The following is an 18,804-nucleotide window of genomic DNA, read 5'->3' on the forward strand; positions in this document are numbered from 1 at the left end:
TTCAGTGTTAGGCTCTTTGGTTATCTAGTTTGGTGTAAAGAGCCTAGGACCCGTCTATAGGATCAAATGTAGCTCTAGGATCAAATATAGAATGAAGCCAATTTTTGGTAGAGGTCCCTCTCTACAATTGCGCCTGTTTTTTGCTGTAATTTTATCAGCCAGCCTTATGCTGGCTGATAGTCGTTTAGATGCTTTCTCAAGTGTCCGCTATCTATTAAACAGCATGGTTGCACCTATTCAGTATGCAGCCAACTTACCTCGCACTATGTTCGATGGTGTATACGACCGCTTTAGCACGCGTAAAGGGTTGATCGAATCCAATCACAGCCTGAAACGTGAAACCCTACGTCTTAAGAGTGAATTAACGCTTCTTGATCAGTATCAAGAGGAAAATAAACGCTTACGTAAGCTATTGGGCTCTCCGTTTATCCGTGATGAGAAGAAAGTCGTTACAGAGGTAATGGCCGTCGATACTTCGCCGTATCGCCATCAAGTGGTGATCGATAAAGGTCAGATTGACGGGGTGTATGAAGGTCAGCCAGTGATCAACGAGAAAGGCATTGTCGGTCAAGTCACTTTTGTGGCCGCACACAATAGCCGTGTGTTGCTGCTTACCGATGCAAATAATGCTATTCCCGTACAAGTGATCCGTAATGATATCCGTGTGATTGCGTCCGGCAATGGCAAGATTGATGAGATCCAGCTAGAGCACATTCCTACCAGTACCGATATTCAACCCGAAGATCTGTTGGTGACATCGGGATTAGGTGGCGTCTACCCAGAGGGCTACCCTGTGGCCTACATTTCTGCCGTTGATTACGATCCAGAACGTGAGTTTGCGGTCATTAAAGCCGAGCCGGTGGTTGAGTTTGATAAGCTCAGATACTTGCTGCTGGTGTGGCCAGACGAAAACAAACAAAGACAAGCGGATCAATCCAGTATCGAACAAGCAATGTTAGAGGGCGAAAATGGCCAATAGCGTGTTAAGAAGCAAGGCGGTAATTGGTTGCTCATTATTGATAGCGCTTATTCTGCAAACCATCCCTTGGCCCGGCAGCTTAGATCTCTTCAGGCCTTCTTGGTTACTGTTGGTAACCTGTTACTGGGTGCTGGCTGTTCCTCACCGAGTGAATGTGGGCAGCGCTTTAGTTCTTGGTTTATTGTGGGATCTTTTGATTGGTTCGACATTGGGCATTCGCGGCATGATGATGGCCATTATGATGTACATTGTTGCTCTGAACTTTCTGGTGATCCGGAATATGGCGTTGTGGCAGCAAGCGATGATCATTGCCGCGTTATCTGTGTTATTTGAAATGTTGGTATTCTTTGGTGAATATATGATTCAAGATGTTGTATTCAATCCATTATCACTATGGAGCGCATTGATAAATTGTATACTTTGGCCTTGGGTGTTTTTATTGATGAGACGCGTGCGTCGCCATTGGCATGTTAGGTAGCCCAATAATGAACAAGAAACCGTTAGTGTTGGCATCTGGCTCACCACGCCGCAAAGAGTTGCTTTCTCAGTTGGGCTATGAGTTTTCAGTGCTTGTCACGGATATTGAAGAGTGTAAGCATCCTCAAGAAACCGCTGAGCAGTATGTTAAGCGACTCTCTTTAGATAAGGCTTTGGCCGCGTTATCTTTATTAACAGCGAATGCCGCTGAAAAGCAGCATGTCGCTGCAGGTTCTGATACTGTAGGTCCTCGTTTTGATAATTCAGCTCTAGACTCTGACGCCACAACTCCAAGTTCTGCTAATGCAGCGCTAGGTGCTGTAGGTGTAGATCTTAGTTCTGCTAATGCAGCGCTAGGTGCTGTAGGTGTAGATCTTAGTTCTGATAATGCAACTTTAGGCGCTAACGCTGTCGTTCTGGGTTCTGACACTGTCGTCGTCAGCCAAGGGCAAGTTCTCGAAAAACCGACGGATTTTGCTGATTGTCGGCGGATGCTGACTCAGCTATCGAACCAGCGCCATCAAGTGATGACGGCGGTTTCTGTGGTTTCGAATCAAAAACAAAAGACAGACATCATTACTACCGATGTATGGTTTAAACCCCTCTCTGAGCAAGAAATAGAACAATATTGGCAAACAGGGGAGCCATGCGACAAAGCAGGAAGTTATGGGATCCAAGGCTTAGGGGGACGTTTTGTTACCCGAATCGAAGGTAGCTATTACGCCGTTGTCGGCTTACCTTTATTTGAAACGGATCAGCTACTGCAAGAATTCTTATAATTACTAATCTGAGGTGTACCATGAGTGCTGAATTGTTGCTTAATGTGACCCCGAGTGAAACTCGTGTGGCCATGATTGAAGGCGGAGTTCTTCAAGAGATCCATGTTGAACGAGACGCGCGGCGCGGTATCGTAGGAAACATCTATAAAGGTCGTGTCAGCCGTGTTCTTCCGGGAATGCAGGCCGCGTTTGTCGATATCGGCCTTGAGAAAGCAGCTTTTTTACACGCCTCCGATATTGTCCCGCACACTGAATGCGTGGCTGAAAATGAAAAGAAACAATTTCAGGTTCGTGATATTTCAGAACTGGTTCGTCAAGGGCAAGACATTGTCGTTCAAGTCGTCAAGGACCCGCTTGGCACCAAAGGGGCGCGCCTAACCACAGATATTACCTTACCCTCTCGTTATCTGGTGTTTATGCCGGGAGCAAGCCATGTTGGCGTCTCTCAACGTATTGATAGCGAGTCAGAACGTCACCGCCTTAAAAAAGCCGTGTCTCGTTACTGTGATGAACACGGTGGCTTCATTATCCGCACGGCGGCAGAAGGCGCTGACTCACATGAATTAGCCCAAGATGCGGCATTCCTAAAACGCTTGTGGTTAAAGGTATTAGAACGTCGTGGTAAGCACAAAGCGCGCACTCGTCTCTACGGCGAGCTTTGCCTAAGTCAACGCATCTTACGTGACTTTGTCGGGACAGAATTGAGTAAAATTCAGGTCGACTCTCGTCTTGAATATGAAAACCTCAAAGAGTTTACCTCTGAGTACGTCCCTGAGCTTACCGAGAAGCTTGAGCTGTATGAAGGTGATAAACCTATCTTTGATATGTACGATACCGAGAACGAGATTCAGCGTTCATTGGATCGTAAGGTGGAGCTGAAGTCGGGCGGTTACTTGATTATCGATCAAACCGAAGCGATGACCACCGTCGATATCAATACGGGGGCCTTTGTTGGTCGCCGTAATCTCGAAGAGACGATTTTCAATACCAATGTTGAAGCGACCCAAGCGATTGCCCGTCAGCTGCGTTTACGTAACTTGGGTGGCATTATCATCATCGACTTCATCGATATGTTGTCGGAGGCGCACCGTAAGCGAGTGCTAACTTCTTTGGATGCGGCGCTGAGCAAAGATCGCGTGAAAACCAATATCAATGGCTTCACACAGCTTGGTTTGGTTGAGATGACGCGCAAACGGACTCGTGAAAGTATTGAGCATATTTTATGTACCAGTTGCCCGGCTTGTGAAGGTCGAGGCTCTGTGAAGACCGTTGAAACCGTGTGTTATGAGATACTTAGAGAGATCACCCGTGTCAACCGTGCCTACGACTCTGACAACTTCGTGGTGTATGCGGCGGCATCGGTTGTTGAGGCGCTTGAAGGTGAAGAGTCTCATGCGTTGGCTGAGCTTAAGGTCTTTATTGGTAAACAAGTTAAAATCCAGGCTGAACCTTTGTACATACAAGAGCAGTTTGATGTTGTCATGATGTAATGGATATTTTGTGAGTTCAAGTGTCACTCTGATTCTACGTGCATGTCTTTGGTTAGTGGTTACTCTGCTGGTCACACTAGCCATTGCGGTCACCACACTGCGCGTAGCCTTACCTAATTTAAATCAGTATCAATCTGAGATTGAGCTTTGGGTCAACCAACATTCCGGTTTTGAGTTCTCAATTCAAGATGTCGGTGGTTTTTGGCGCAATACTCACCCTTCAATAGCGCTGCAAGGCGTTCAAGCCAACCTTCCCAATACCGAAGAGGCGATATTTTCTGTTGAGCGTATCGAGGTTGAGTTCGATCTGATTCAATCTTTGCTGCAAATGCGCCCAGTGGTTGCTGAGTTGGTGATGAATCAAATGTATCTCGATATACGTTCGGTGGATCTGTTTACCGCTCAGAGTAATGCTGATGAGGAGTCGACCGATTCGTCACGGCGGATCATGCAAGAGCTCGATAGCCTATTACTCAAAACGCTGGTTGATGTCACCGCCAAAGATTCTTCCATTCTCTACCACTCGGTTTCCGGTGAGGAGCGTCAGCTCGATATTGAGACCTTAAAGTGGCAAAACTCTGGACAACACCACCTTGCTGAAGGGGTGGTTAGCATTAAAGACGCCAACCTTAACTCCTTGTTAGTAAGCGCTAACTTTGTTGACGGTGGCTCGCTCACTGATGTCTCGGGTGAGTTCTATGTTAGTGCTGACAGCATCTCAGTTGAACCGTGGCTCACTCACTATATGCAGCAAGAGTCTGGCATTGAAACCGGTACGGTCAGCCTCAATAGCTGGCTGACCCTCAAAAACAGCATCCCCGTCAGTGCCTTCGTTGAGGTGTTACCCTCTAAGTTGACGTGGGACGAAGAGGGACAGCACGACTTACTGATTGAGTCTGGAGTCTTTAAGTTGCTGCCAGTGGATGATGGCTGGCAAGTAAATGGTCACTCACTCAACCTAAGAACCGATGACAGACCATGGCCAGAGCTTGATTTCGCGTTCAAGTGGCATAATGGGCCGTGGCAGCTCAATGTCTCTGAGCTTGATATTGAAACGCTGACGCCATTAGTCAAATTGATGCCAGATACTGAGCAATCAAGCAAGATGCTCAATTTATTAGCGCCGGGTGGTCTGGTGTCGGATATTCGTGTATCGATGGATTCGGGCGTCGAAAGCATGCGTTACTCCGCCAATTTCTCTGAGCTGGCGATTGAGCAATGGGAGTTAGTCCCAGGGTTTAGTCAGGTGTCAGGCAGCGTGTTTGGCTCGGCATCAGAAGCGAAAGCCAGCCTGCATGTGATTGATGACGTGTTTCCGTATGGTGATGTTTTTCAAGCGCCGCTGAATATCAAGCAAGGTCAGGTTGAGATTGTTTGGCAGCAAGATGATAACGGCTGGAAGCTTTGGTCAGACAAGGTCACGGCCGCCACGCCAGACTTACAAGTGTTGGGCGCTTTTCGTTTAGATTTTCCGAATGATGCCAGCCCACAGCTGTCTTTTTACGGCGAAGCGGACGCTTACAATGTCGGTGAAACATGGCGTTACCTGCCGACACTGGCACTGGGGCAAGACCTGACGGATTACCTGTCTACGGCGATTCAAGCAGGTAAAGCCGATACGGTGAAGCTGCTATGGCACGGTGAGCTGGCTCAATACCCATATGCCAAACATGATGGTATTTTCCAGGTTTGGGTTGGGCTGGAAGATGCGCAATTCAGTTTCGATACCTCGTGGCCATTGATCACCGATCTTCAACTTGATCTGTTGTTTGAAAATGACGCGATGCATCTAGATTCGCGATCGGCACAGTTGATGGATGTGACGGCGGATCGCATTACCGGGCGCATCCCAGTTTTAGGCCCTGGCGGGCATATTGAAATAGAAGCCAAGGCGACTGCGTCTGGCAATGCGGTGCGTGACTATATGATGGCCTCGCCACTGGTTGATTCGGTAGGGGCGGCGTTAACTGCCCTGCAAGTCAATGGTGATGTCTCTTCTGAGTTTCAGCTCAATATTCCCTTTGATTCTGAAAACGAAGCCAGAGCGTGGGGTTATGCCGACCTCAATGACAATCACGTTAAGATTGAAGCGCCGCCGATGCAGCTTGAAAACGCGACTGGGCGAATTGAGTTTGATAACGATGTAGTGACTGCAAACGGACTCGCCGCAGAGTTGCTTGAGCAAGGTATCTCTATCGATTTCAAAGGGAAGAATAATGGCCCGAGTTATGCTGTTGATATCGATGTGTTGGGCGATTGGGATGTCGAGCCTCTCGAACCCTATGTCGGGGAGCAATGGTTAAGTCGTTTGTCAGGCCATGCGCAATGGCACAGTCAGATCGATATTCTGCTCAATGATGTCGGCTTTACTTACCAACTCGATTTACAGTCGGATCTCAAATATTTGGCCAGTGATTACCCTTATCCATTAGCGAAGAAGTTACGCGAAAGTGGTTCGGCAAGGTTGCAAGCGTCGGGTAATCAAGAAGCGATTACCACACGTCTGCAACTACCAAATACCAAATACCAAGCAGAGATTGATATCACAGGTGACGTACCAAAACTCACGGCAACCAATCTCGTGCTGGGTCGAGGAGGCTATAAAATTAGCCCAGTGGTAGGGCATCGCGCGTTGATCCGTACCGATCACTTTAATGCTGACGATTGGTTGGCAGTGGTGATGGAGCCAGTGCAGCCATCCGACGCGGTGCTAAGCCAAATGAACACGCCAATCATTCCATCACCGAGTCGTGTTACCCTTGAAAGTAAGGAGCTGATTTTAGGCGGTATTGCTTGGAATGACGTCGATTTTAGCGCACGCAAGAACAAGCAAGCATGGCAGATAGAGGTCTCTAGCCAAGAGCTAGAAGGCGATATTAACTATCTGGCTCCTTATGACTTAACGGTGTCACTGGATCGCCTACATCTGTTTGTTCCTGAGTGGAGCGATCAGACACAGCAAGATCAATTGCTGAAACGCAAAGATCAACAGGCGCTACTGATTTCTGACTTGGATAGAAAAATCCATGAAGTGATGCCGAATGTGACACTGACTCTGAAAGATTTTTGGCTTCAAGGCTATAAAGTTGGCAAGGTCGATATTGAATTGGTTAGGCAGCAAGATCGTCTTGAGTGGAAGAAAATCCAAGTTCGAAGCGGTAGCAACAAAGCCGATGTCACTGGCTGGTGGGAGCTGAAAGAGGATAACAGTCATTCAGTTTTAACGGTTGATATTGAAGGTGAAAACAACAGTGAGTTAATGGAGCGCTTCGGCATTACTTCTGGGATTCAAAAAGCACCTTTCGCTTTGGAAGGCAAACTGAGTTGGGACGGCTCGCCTTGGGGGATCAGAATGGATACCCTTGATGGCAACGTTGAAACCAAGTTTGGTAAAGGCATGATCTCCGATGTGAGTGGTGCGGCTCGTTTGCTGGGTCTGTTTAGCTTGGATTCGATCATTCGCAAAATGCAGCTCGACTTCTCGGATGTGTTTGATAACGGCATGGCATTCAACTCGATTACCGGAACGGGCAAGATTCAAAACGGGATCTTCCTGACCAACGATCTGAACATGGATGCGGTCGCCGGAGAGATGAAGATCAAAGGTATCGCTGATCTCAATACTCGTCAGATCGACGCCGAAGTGAACTTTACCCCGGATATTACCTCGGGCATTCCAGTGTTAACGGCCTTTGCGGTTGCTCCGCAAACGGCACTGTACGTATTGGCGGTGACCACGGTTATTTCACCTGTGGTTGAGGTCTTTACTCAGGTGAATTACTCGGTCAAAGGGCCGTTGGATTCCCCCACTGTCAGTGAGTTATCACGCAGTTCGGGTGAGTTTAAGTTACCAGAAAAGCTAAGAAAACTGGCTGAATAGTGGTTAATACGCTAGTTAGTTAATAGGTAAGATACTGATATAGATTCGTGAAATACAGAATAGACAGTGAAATACTGATTTTGATATCAGAATGAACGGAGGAGCGATGCACATGGATTGTGTTGGGTTGATTCAAATGACATCTGGCCCGAGTCCTGAGTTGAACTTTGATTACCTTGCTCAAGAAGTAGCAAAGTGCAAAGCATTGGGGGCTAAGTGGGTGGTTTGCCCTGAAAACGCGTTAGTTTTTGGAGGTAAGGCTGACTATCACCAGTACGCTGAGCCATTAAATGCAGGTCCACTGCAAAAGAGACTGTCAGCGCTCGCTAAGCTGCATCGGATTTGGATCGTAGTAGGCAGTATGCCGATATCCACAAATAAAGGCGTGACCACCACCACCTTGGTTATTGACGATTTTGGTAGCTTAGTTACGCACTACGATAAGCTACACATGTTCGATGTTGATGTCGCCGATGCCCATAAATGCTATCGAGAGTCGGATATTTTCACTACCGGTGAGCGAGTTGTGACAGCGGAAACGCCTTTTGGTCGCTTAGGTTTGAGTATTTGCTATGATGTGCGCTTTCCTCACCTGTATTCTGAGCTACGTCAGCAAGGGGCGCAGGTGATTGTGGTGCCTGCCGCGTTTACTGCCGTGACAGGACAAGCACACTGGGAAACCTTATTACGCTGCCGTGCCATCGAAACGCAGTCGTGGATCGTGGCGGTAGGGCAAGGTGGAAAGCACCCTTGCCAAAGAGAAACATGGGGGCACTCCATGGTGGTTGATCCATGGGGAAGAGTGGTTGCACAGCTAGACCAAGATCCTAAAAGTATGGTGGTCGAGATAGACATATCCAGTTGCGATTCAATCAGGCAGAATATGCCCATCGCGCAACACACTCGATTTACCAATCAATTTTAATTACAAACAAGAGCCATCTATGAGCATTAATCAAATTGAAGAAGCGCTACTGAACCCGACAGGGCTTACAGAGCAAAATATCGCAGATACATTGGCGAGCATTGCTACCCGTCAAATTGATTATGCTGATATCTATTTTCAGTCAAGCTGGCATGAGTCGCTGGTGCTAGAAGACAGTATCATCAAAGACGGCTCTTTCAATATCGATTGCGGTGTTGGTGTTCGTGCCGTATCGGGCGAAAAGACCGGTTTTGCTTATTCAGACCAGATCCAATTGGATGGCCTAAAGCAGAGTGCCATGGCCGCTCGTGGTATTGCTAAACAAGGCCAAAACGGCAAGGTGCAAGCCTTCAAGCGCAACTCTAACCAAGCTTACTATGATGCAGTTAACCCACTAGCAAGTTGGGAAAAACAACAGAAAACAGAACTGCTTAAAGCGTTAGACGCTTACATTCGCACTAAAGAGCCGATGGTAACAGAGGTGTCGGTAAGCCTAAGTGGTGTGCATGAGCAGATGCTGGTCGCTGCTACTGATGGAACTTACGCTGGCGACATTCGTCCACTAGTGCGTCTGTCTATTAGCGTACTGGCACAAAAAGGCGATCGTCGTGAGCGTGGTAGTGCTGGTGGCGGTGGTCGTTTTGGTTACGACTTCTTCTTAAGTGATGCTGACGGAACTCAGGTTGCGTACCAGTTTGCCGATGAAGCGATTCGACAAGCATTAGTTAACCTTGAAGCAGTGGCTGCGCCTGCGGGAGCGATGCCGGTTGTTCTTGGTTCGGGTTGGCCGGGCGTTCTACTGCATGAAGCGGTAGGCCACGGTTTAGAAGGTGACTTCAACCGCAAAGAGTCTTCTGTGTTCTCTGGCAAAGTCGGTGAGCAAGTGACATCAAGCCTATGCACTATTGTGGATGACGGCACATTAACCGATCTGCGTGGTTCATTGAACGTCGACGATGAAGGGGTTAACGGTCAGTACAACACCCTCATCGAAAACGGCATCCTAAAGGGTTACATGCAAGATAAGCTCAACGCTCGTCTAATGGGTGTAGCACCGACAGGTAATGGTCGTCGTGAGTCTTATGCGCACCTGCCAATGCCGCGTATGACCAATACGTACATGCTACCGGGTGAGCACACGCCGCAAGAGATCATTGCTACGGTTGAGAAAGGCATCTACGCACCGAACTTTGGTGGTGGTCAGGTGGATATTACTTCTGGCAAGTTTGTATTCTCAGCTTCAGAAGCCTACATGATTGAAAACGGCAAGATCACTCACCCAGTGAAAGGCGCGACACTAATCGGTTCTGGTATCGAAGCCATGCAGCAGGTATCTATGGTCGGTAATGACCTAAGCATCGACCGTGGTGTTGGTGTGTGTGGTAAGGCGGGTCAAAGTGTGCCAGTGGGGGTTGGTCAACCAACATTGAAACTCGACTCGCTAACCGTCGGTGGTACTGAGTAAGCTTCTGTAAAGTAGCCATATTTACGCAAAGCATTCGATTGAAAAGCGCCTCCAATATGAGGCGCTTTTTGTTTCTGGGTTAGCGGTGGAGGCCGGTTGTCGATGGAGATTAGGTTACAAGTTGAGAGTCGTTTATAATTCGATAACAACCTCGTGAGTAAGCACTTACATATTCTCTTCAGCAAACTCAGCCAGTCGGCTACGCACCACACCGTTGAGGTGGATATTGGCACTGCCTTCGAAGTTTTTAAAACGCTCGACCATATAGGTGAGCCCTGAGGTCACAGGGGTTAAGTAGGAAGAGTCGATCTGCGCTAGGTTGCCTGAGCAGACGATCTTAGTACCTTCACCACAGCGGGTGATGATGGTTTTGATTTGTGAAGCGGTGAGGTTTTGACACTCATCCAGCAGGACAAACGCATTCTGAATGGAACGGCCACGCATAAAGTTGATCGATTTGAACTGGATGTTGGCTTTATCACAGATGTATTTCATTGAGCCTTCAGCGCAGTGGTCATTCTTGTGCAGCGCTTCCAGTGTATCGGTCACCGCGGCCAACCAAGGCAGCATTTTTTCTTCTTCGGTACCGGGAAGGAAACCTATCGACTCGCCGATATCGGGAGTATTGCGGGTGACGATGATCTTATCGAATTGCTTACGCTCAATGGTTTGCTCAAGTGCAGCGGCCATGGCTAACAGCGTCTTACCACTGCCTGCCGCACCTGTCAGGATCACCAGATCAATATCAGGGTCGAGCAAGGCATCAATCGCCATCCCTTGATAGACGTTCTTTGGCGTAATATCCCACGCTCTACGGTTCATCAGTCTTTCACGACTGAGGTCTCTAAGCGTGATGCTTTCTGGTTCAATCTCTTCGACGCGAGCGGCAAAGTCACTCTCCTCGTCAATCACATATTGGTTAAGGAAGGTTGGCTCGAAAGGTGCTCTTGCGAGGGTGTGCAGCGTCTTGCCAGCTAACATTTTACTCTCGACATTGTCGATACCATCCCAAAATGAACCTTTGAGTTGCTGAAAGCCTTTAGTCAGGTATTGGATATCATCAATCAATTGGTCGGTTTGATAGTCTTCAACAAAGCGAACACCAGCCCCTTTTGCTCGCAAGCGCATGTTGATGTCTTTGGTGATGAGAATCACTTCACGGGGCGCGCGTTTGTTTTGCAGATAGAGAACCGCATTGAGGATTCGATTGTCGCCGGCCTTGTCATCGGCAAAGGCTTTGATGCTTTCTTGAAGTTCGTAGTCAGCGAGGATAGAAAGACTGCCCGACGCGTTGATCTCTTTAGAAAAGGGAATGCCTTCTGATATTTGGTCAGGGGTCGTGTCGCGAAATAAATCTTCGAGGGTTCGAATCGCCACTCTTGCATCTCGAGCTACGTCTCTTTTACTGTCTTTGATTCTGTCGAGTTCTTCCAGCACGGTCATCGGGATAACCACATCATGCTCTTGGAAAGAAAATATAGCGAAGGGTTCGTGAAGTAAGATATTGGTGTCTAAAACAAATAGCTTGCGGTTGGTCTCGCCCATAGCATCTCCTTGCCGCTGCGCGGCTTGCTTTGCATTCATAGAACGTAGCTAAAGCTCATCTAAAGATTAGTTGCTCACTTTGGTGGTAGTCAACGATTCACCTAGGCTTCATCTAGAGGAATCATGCCCTATCCTTGTCAGTGGATATGGGGCATTCGTTTGAGAGCAGCAATCTGCTATCTATAGATTAACCATGGATTTTTGACAGTTTGATGGCACAGGCGAAAACAGAAAAAAAGCAGCAAATGATGGCCTTTAAGCGTGACGTAAATCACGGCATCGAGTAAGATTAGCGACCTTTTTCTGCACCACTTTCTCAATATATTTATTATTGCGAGCGCGATTAAAAAGTGGCAGCAAACTAGGCATTTTTGGCTATATTTTTAGTTCAAGAGCGACAATGCTCTTGATTGAAACTGCAGTTAACATGGCCATATTCCAACTATAAGATTGAGGTAGTCGATTCATGACATTTGCTTTGGGGCAACGCTGGATAAGCGATACGGAGAGCGATTTAGGTTTAGGTACCGTAGTAGCAATGGATGCTCGCACAGTGACACTAATGTTTGCCGCATCAGAAGAGAATCGTGTTTATGCACGCACTGATGCTCCCGTAACCCGAGTAACATTTAATGTCGGCGACATCATAGAATGCCAAGAAGGTTGGTCTTTATCTATTGAGCAAGTTGTTGAAGATAAAGGATTAATTACCTACTTGGGTTCTCGTGAAGACACCCAAGAAGCGGACGTGGCACTGCGTGAGATTTTCCTTAGCAACCAGATCCGCTTTAACAAACCGCAAGATAAGTTGTATGCCGGTCAAATTGATCGCATGGACAACTTCGTATTGCGTTACCGCGCACTGACCAATCAATACCAGCAACACAAGAGCCCAATGCGTGGCTTATGTGGCATGCGTGCTGGCTTGATCCCACATCAGTTATACATTGCTCATGAAGTGGGTCGTCGTCACGCACCACGTGTGCTACTAGCCGATGAAGTCGGCCTAGGTAAAACCATTGAAGCAGGCATGATCATTCACCAACAGGTGTTGTCTGGCCGTGCTGAACGTATTTTGTTGGTGGTGCCTGAAACGCTGCAACACCAATGGTTGGTCGAGATGATGCGTCGTTTCAACCTGCACTTCTCTATCTTTGACGAAGAGCGCTGTATTGAGGCCTTCGCGGAATCGGATAACCCATTCGATACTCAGCAATACGTGCTGTGTTCTTTGGACTTCCTGCGTAAGAGCCGCAGACGCTATGAGCAAGCGCTTGAAGGTGAGTGGGATCTACTGGTGGTCGATGAAGCGCACCACCTTGAGTGGAGTCAAGACAAGCCAAGCCGCGAATACCAAGTGATTGAAGGTTTAGCTGAAAATACCGCAGGTGTGCTGCTGCTAACCGCAACCCCAGAACAGCTTGGTCGTGAAAGCCACTTTGCCCGTCTGCGTCTGCTTGATCCTGATCGCTTCTATGATTACGAAGCGTTCGTTGAAGAAGAAGATCAATACGCACCTGTGGCTGATGCCGTTACGTCACTCTTCTCTGGGCTGAAGCTTGAAAATAGCGCGAAAAATCAGATAACTGAACTGCTTTCTGAGCAAGATGTGGAACTGTTGTTCCGCATTATCGAAGGCGACAGCAGCGAAGAAGAGCAGTCGTTAGCACGTCAAGAATTGATCGATAACCTGATGGATCGCCATGGTACAGGCCGTGTTCTATTTAGAAACACGCGTGCGGCAATCAAAGGCTTCCCTAAGCGTAACGTCAACCTACTGCCGATGGACATTCCAACCCAGTACACCACTTCGATGCGTGTCTCTGGCATGATCGGTGGCAAAATGGCTCCCGAAGCACGTGCGATTAAGATGCTGTACCCAGAAGAGATCTTCCAAGAGTTTGAGGGTGAAGACTCAAGCTGGTGGCAGTTTGATTCACGCGTCAATTGGCTGATCGAAAAGATCCAAGATAAGCGCAGTGAAAAGATCTTAGTCATTGCCTCGCGTTCAAGCACGGCGCTTCAATTAGAGCAAGCGCTACGTGAACGTGAAGGAGTGCGTGCCACGGTATTCCACGAAGGGATGTCGATTCTAGAGCGTGATAAAGCCGCGGCTTACTTTGCTCAAGAAGAGGGCGGCGCTCAGGTTCTTATCTGTAGCGAGATTGGCTCTGAAGGTCGTAACTTCCAGTTTGCCAACCAATTGGTGATGTTTGATCTACCGTTCAACCCAGACTTGCTTGAGCAACGTATTGGCCGTTTGGATCGTATTGGTCAGCTGCGTGATATCGACATTCATGTTCCTTATTTGAAAGGGACATCGCAGGCGATTCTAGCGCGTTGGTTTGACGAAGGTCTGAACGCATTTGCTGAGACGTGCCCAACGGGTCGTATGGTTTATGATAAGTACTCTGATGTGCTGATCGAGATGCTGGCTTCTGGTAACACCGAGCAGCTTGATGAAGTGATTGAAGAGTCCGCTAAGCTTAATCAAAGCCTGAAATCGGATCTTGAAAAAGGCCGAGATCGCTTACTTGAGATGCACTCAAACGGCGGCGACAAAGCGCATGAGATCGCAGAAAAGATCGCGTCGACTGACGGTGATACTAACCTAGTCTCTTTTGCACTGAGCCTGTTCGACACCATTGGCTTGAACCAAGACGACAAGGGCGAAAATGCGTTGGTGGTAACGCCATCTGAACACATGATGGTGCCAAGCTATCCGGGCTTACCATACGAAGGCGCAACCATCACCTTTGACCGTGATACAGCGCTTTCTCGTGAAGACATGAACTTCATTAGCTGGGAACACCCAATGATTCAGGGCGGTATTGATCTGCTACTGAGCGAAGGGGTCGGTGCATCTGCGGTATCGCTACTGAAAAATAAAGCGCTACCCGTGGGAACTATCCTGCTTGAGTTGGTTTACCTTGTCGATGCACAAGCACCAAAACGCAGCGGCATTAGCCAGTTCTTACCTAAAACACCGATTCGCTTGATGATGGATGGCCGTGGTAACGACTTATCTGCTCAGGTTGAGTTCGATAGCTTCAACCGCCAGCTCAGCCCGGTAAACCGTCACTTAGCGAGCAAGTTGGTTAACTCGGTACAAGGTGAGATTCACAAGCTCATCGAAGCGGGTGAGAAGCACGTACTGCCGAAGGTAGAAGAGGTTCGTCAGCAAGCTCAGAAAGAGATGCAGACCAACTTGAACGGTGAGTTAGAGCGCCTACAAGCACTTAAAGCGGTTAACCCTAACATTCGTGATGAAGAGCTAGAAGTCATCGAAGCTCAAATCAACGAACTGACGGGTTACATCGGTAAGGCTCAGGTTCAGCTTGATTCATTACGCCTGATTGTGGTTTCCCACAACTAGTTTTGAATTAGCGAAATGCTTCAATGAAATAAGGCCTTCATCATGAAGGCCTTATTTATATCTAGCGTTTGAAAGGTGTATTGACTGTTGAAATATGTATTGATTGTTGAAAGATGTATTGGCTGAGGGATTACATTAACCATTTCCACCAGACAAACACCGCTAAGAAACCAAACAGGTAAATAAGGCCTGCAATCGAAAGCCACTTGAGCTTGTTACCCATCGCTAGCGCCTCAGGCAGCTTGGCTTTGTTTACCAAAATGAAGTTAAGCAGTGCGAAGAAGGGCGTCGTGACAAAAGCGAGTACCATGGCAAAATCAAGCATTGGCATCAGTGCTGCGCTAAAGAACATCACAATCGCAAGCGCACTGATCGATACGATGACGATCCAGCCTTGCAGCATGGCTGAACTTGCTTCTTTTTTGAATAACAGACGCTGTGACTCGGCCAGTACACGTGAGTAGCCGTCGATAACGGTGATCGTACTACCAAAGATACAGAAGAAGGCAATAATCGCGATTAAAGGACGAGACCACTCACCAATGGTAGAGGCGTAAATTCCCACTAACTGATGAGTGAAGCCAACACCGGAGCGAGACAGTTCAACGCCTGTTCCATGCAATACTAGAGCGCCTAGCGCAACAAATACCAGCGCCAGTGATGCAGTGCCAATGTAACCAACATTGAAGTCGAACAGTGCCGATTGTGCCGTCACTTGTTGCTTCTCTTTTTGGCTTTTTAGCCACATTGAGGTGATGCTTGAGATCTCGATAGGGGCTGGCATCCAACCCATGGTCACCACGATAAAGCCGATGGCCGCTAATGACCATGGTGAAGGTGGAACAAAAGCCGCATCTGGTTCGACTGGTGAGCCAATCGCGATCGCAACAGCGACTAAGGTAGTGATGATTAGGATCGCCATGATCGCTTTAGACAGCGTATCAAGTGCGCGGTAATGGCCAGCAAACAGAATGATCAAGCAGGTCGCGAGCACGATCATACACAAGGTGGTGGTCGCCAAATCAAACGGGATGAAGTAGCTGAGCAGGCTTGCACTAAATAGCAGCAAGGCCGCGGTGTTGACGATTGCAGAAACGGTGCTCAGGATCGAAAATATCACAAGGTAAGGGCGGCCTAGGTTGGAATAGCCTTCCACTAAGCTTTGACCTGTCCCTAGCGTATATTGGATACCTGCTCTAAAGAATGGGTACTTAAACAGGTTTACAAGAATAATCAGTGCAGCCAACTGCCAACCATAGATTGCACCGGCTTTGGTTGATGCGACTAAGTGTGAGCCACCGACAGCTGCGGCAGCCATCATCACGCCTGGGCCAAGAGATTTAATTAAGCTTGATAGCGGGGCGGAGGTTACTGCTTTTTCGGGGGTGGTTTTAACCGTGCTTTCCATTATGTTTCCTTGGGGCTGACTGCTTGTTATCCGTTCCCTTATCAATACCACGTTTTGTAAAGTCGTCAACATATATGTACTAAAATGGTGCAAATTGTATTTTTAAATATACAAAATGACCAAAAATTATTTATCCATATCCATATCCATATCCATATCCATAACCAGAGGCTGAAATGGCGTTACAAGAGTACACTCCCCCACGAGATCCTTGGGTGGATATTGTTTATCAAGATGACGATATTCTGGTGGTGAACAAGCCTGCAGGCCTGCTTTCTGTTCCGGGAAGGTTGCCAGAGCATTACGACAGTATGTGGAGTCGCTTGGTTGCCGAATTTCCGGAGATTCAGGTTGTACACCGACTGGACATGTCGACCTCTGGTTTGATGCTGTTCGCTAAACACAAACAAGCTGAGCGTTATTTGAAGAAGCAATTTCAATATCGACTGACTCATAAGCTCTATTACGCACGAGTGTGGGGTAAGGTTGAAGAGAAAGAAGGCTTGATTGACCTGCCTCTTATGTGCGACTGGCCGAATCGACCTAGACAGAAAGTTTGTTTCGAGCAGGGTAAGCCATCTCAGACTCGCTATGTGGTTGAGCAGGAGGAGGTACAAACAACCTTATTGAAGCTACTGCCTATTACGGGGCGCTCTCATCAGTTACGAGTGCATTGTATGGCGCTCGGTTTCCCTATTGTGGGTGATGAGTTTTATGCAATGCCAGAGGCTTTTCGCTATAGTGACAGGCTTGCTCTGCACGCTTGCGAACTCAGCTTTTATCACCCTGTCAATCATCGTCTATTTAAGGCTTTTGTGCCGTGTGAGTTTTACCCTCAGGCTTTACCACAAATCGAGCAGCACTTTGAAATTGCGCCAGAGCTTCCAGACTACAGTAAGCTAAAAGCTTAGAATGGTGTTATGAATACCTATTTAAGGATGCACAATGCCTAAATTGAAAGTCGTTTTTCTCGACAGAGCCACCATCCCATCGCAAATTCACCTAAAGCCACTCAACTTTGATTATCAATGGGTTGAGTATGATTTCACCTCGCCAGAGCAAGTGTCTGAGCGGGTCGCGGGGGCGGATGTTGTGATCACCAATAAGGTTGTGCTTAATGAAAGTAACCTCACGCAGGCACAGCAGCTTAAGTTGATCGCTGTTTCTGCGACCGGGGTGAATAATGTTGATGTTGAGTACTGCCGAACACACAATATCGCGGTCGCTAACGTGCAAGGCTATGCGACTCAATCGGTCCCTGAGCACGTGATTGGAATGCTGTTTACACTAAAGCGCAACCTTGTTGGTTATCATCAAGATATCGAGGCGGGTGAGTGGCAAAAGAGTAAGCAGTTCTGCTTCTTTACCCATCCGATTCAAGACATTGCTGGCAGTACATTAGGCTTAATTGGTAGCGGTAGCTTAGGACGAGCAACGGCGGCACTGGCGAAGGCAATTGGCATGGAGGTGATATTTGCAGAGCGTAAAGGAGCCAAGTCTTGTCGAGAAGGGTATTTACCTTTTGAAACCGTCTTACAGCGCTCGGATGCGATCAGTTTGCACTGTCCATTGAACGATGAGACTCGCAACCTGATTTCACAGCAAGAGCTAGCCATGATGAAACCCAATGCGGTATTGATTAATGCTGGACGTGGTGGGTTAGTCGATGAACAAGCCTTAGTTGAAGCTTTGAAAGATCATGAGATTGCAGGTGCCGGTAGCGATGTGTTCACACAAGAGCCCGCAGACAAGTCGAATCCATTACTGGCCAACAGTCACTTGCCAAACTTGCTGTTAACCCCGCATGTCGCATGGGGCAGTGATAGTGCTATTCAAAAGTTGTCAGATATTTTAATGGATAACATTGATGGATTTGTCGCAGGTACGCCGCAAAATTTAGTGATTTAATACACATCATCAACGCCGGACACCAAACGGCAGACATAAAAAAGGTTGGTCATTCGCCAACCTTTTTCGTCAACCTATTTCCTACCGACTAAATCAGTTGGCCTTGAGGCTTAACCACCAACACATTGATTGGTGAGTTCTGTACCACTTTGCTCGCGACGGAACCCAACACAACTTTATCGATTTTCGAACGCTTGTGGCTCGGCATCACGATAAGGTCAGCCCCCAGTTTTTCTGCGTAGTCGAGAATTGTGGTGTAGGTTTTACCTTCAGCCATGTGAACCTTATACACCACGTCATCATCGATGTGTTTGTCGGCAAACTCTTTGAGCTGGTTTTTAACATCGAGCTTCATTTGGTTAGCGGCATCTTTTGGGAAGTAGGACGCGACCATTGACATATGAATGCCCGGCAGTACGTTCAGAAGGTGGATCTCAGCATTGCTGTGTTTTGCATGCCATACTGCCAGCTCGACGGCTTTATCAGAAAAGCCTTTGTCGTTAAGATCAACAGGAACAAGGATTTGTCTATACATGTATTCATCTCTTTTTAAGCAGCGCTTAGCCATACTA

13 protein-coding genes are annotated in these 18,804 nt (G+C 47.7%); 10 read left to right on the forward strand and 3 right to left on the reverse strand.

Annotated elements, in window-relative coordinates; all coding sequences use genetic code 11:
* Positions 1-91: 91 nt before the first annotated feature.
* The 7 genes from mreC (at position 92) to tldD (ending at position 9,995) form a co-directional block, all read left to right on the forward strand.
* Entirely contained in the window at positions 92-979 is an 888-nt protein-coding gene (gene mreC, locus Q1A70_RS04835; protein WP_299685727.1) for a rod shape-determining protein MreC, read from the forward strand.
* On the forward strand, positions 969-1,457 hold the full coding sequence (gene mreD, locus Q1A70_RS04840) for a rod shape-determining protein MreD (protein WP_299685723.1): 489 nt from the start codon (positions 969-971) through the stop codon (positions 1,455-1,457). Before mreC ends, mreD begins: the two co-directional genes overlap by 11 nt.
* 7 nt (positions 1,458-1,464) lie before the next feature.
* A complete protein-coding gene (locus Q1A70_RS04845; RefSeq protein WP_299685720.1) occupies positions 1,465-2,235 on the forward strand; it encodes a Maf family nucleotide pyrophosphatase in 771 nt (256 codons plus the stop codon).
* 20 nt (positions 2,236-2,255) lie between these two features.
* Entirely contained in the window at positions 2,256-3,725 is a 1,470-nt protein-coding gene (gene rng / locus Q1A70_RS04850; RefSeq protein WP_299685717.1) for a ribonuclease G, read from the forward strand.
* A 10-nt stretch (positions 3,726-3,735) separates the two neighbouring features.
* Positions 3,736-7,605: a YhdP family protein gene (locus Q1A70_RS04855; protein ID WP_299685714.1), complete on the forward strand. Its 3,870-nt coding sequence runs from the start codon at positions 3,736-3,738 to the stop codon at positions 7,603-7,605.
* Between the two features lie 112 nt (positions 7,606-7,717).
* Positions 7,718-8,530, forward strand: coding sequence for a carbon-nitrogen hydrolase family protein (locus Q1A70_RS04860; RefSeq protein WP_299685711.1), 813 nt, complete (start codon positions 7,718-7,720; stop codon positions 8,528-8,530).
* Positions 8,531-8,549: 19 nt separating this feature from the next.
* Entirely contained in the window at positions 8,550-9,995 is a 1,446-nt protein-coding gene (gene tldD / locus Q1A70_RS04865; RefSeq protein WP_299685708.1) for a metalloprotease TldD, read from the forward strand.
* A gap of 165 nt (positions 9,996-10,160) precedes the next feature.
* On the opposite strand, the gene Q1A70_RS04870 is transcribed toward tldD, so the two are convergent.
* Entirely contained in the window at positions 10,161-11,540 is a 1,380-nt protein-coding gene (locus Q1A70_RS04870; RefSeq protein ID WP_299685705.1) for a PhoH family protein, read from the reverse strand.
* A 466-nt stretch (positions 11,541-12,006) separates the two neighbouring features.
* Between Q1A70_RS04870 and rapA the strand changes: the two genes are divergently transcribed.
* A complete protein-coding gene (gene rapA, locus Q1A70_RS04875; protein WP_299685702.1) occupies positions 12,007-14,916 on the forward strand; it encodes an RNA polymerase-associated protein RapA in 2,910 nt (969 codons plus the stop codon).
* A gap of 130 nt (positions 14,917-15,046) precedes the next feature.
* On the opposite strand, the gene Q1A70_RS04880 is transcribed toward rapA, so the two are convergent.
* On the reverse strand, positions 15,047-16,324 hold the full coding sequence (locus tag Q1A70_RS04880) for a divalent metal cation transporter (protein WP_299685699.1): 1,278 nt from the start codon (positions 16,322-16,324) through the stop codon (positions 15,047-15,049).
* A gap of 176 nt (positions 16,325-16,500) precedes the next feature.
* Between Q1A70_RS04880 and Q1A70_RS04885 the strand changes: the two genes are divergently transcribed.
* Both Q1A70_RS04885 and Q1A70_RS04890 read left to right on the forward strand, forming a co-directional pair.
* Positions 16,501-17,235, forward strand: coding sequence for a pseudouridine synthase (locus Q1A70_RS04885; RefSeq protein ID WP_299685696.1), 735 nt, complete (start codon positions 16,501-16,503; stop codon positions 17,233-17,235).
* A 34-nt stretch (positions 17,236-17,269) separates the two neighbouring features.
* The gene (locus Q1A70_RS04890; protein ID WP_299685693.1) at positions 17,270-18,232 is read left to right on the forward strand and encodes a D-2-hydroxyacid dehydrogenase; all 963 of its coding nucleotides are present in this window, start codon (positions 17,270-17,272) and stop codon (positions 18,230-18,232) included.
* Positions 18,233-18,320: 88 nt separating this feature from the next.
* Here the strand turns inward: Q1A70_RS04890 and Q1A70_RS04895 are convergent, their stop codons facing one another.
* Positions 18,321-18,767 carry a universal stress protein gene (locus Q1A70_RS04895; protein ID WP_299685690.1) on the reverse strand — a complete coding sequence of 149 codons (447 nt, stop codon included), beginning with the start codon at positions 18,765-18,767 and terminating at the stop codon, positions 18,321-18,323.
* Positions 18,768-18,804 lie beyond the last annotated feature (37 nt).

Origin of the sequence: uncultured Vibrio sp., from assembly GCF_947488985.1 — a bacterium.
Lineage (GTDB): Bacteria > Pseudomonadota > Gammaproteobacteria > Enterobacterales > Vibrionaceae > Vibrio.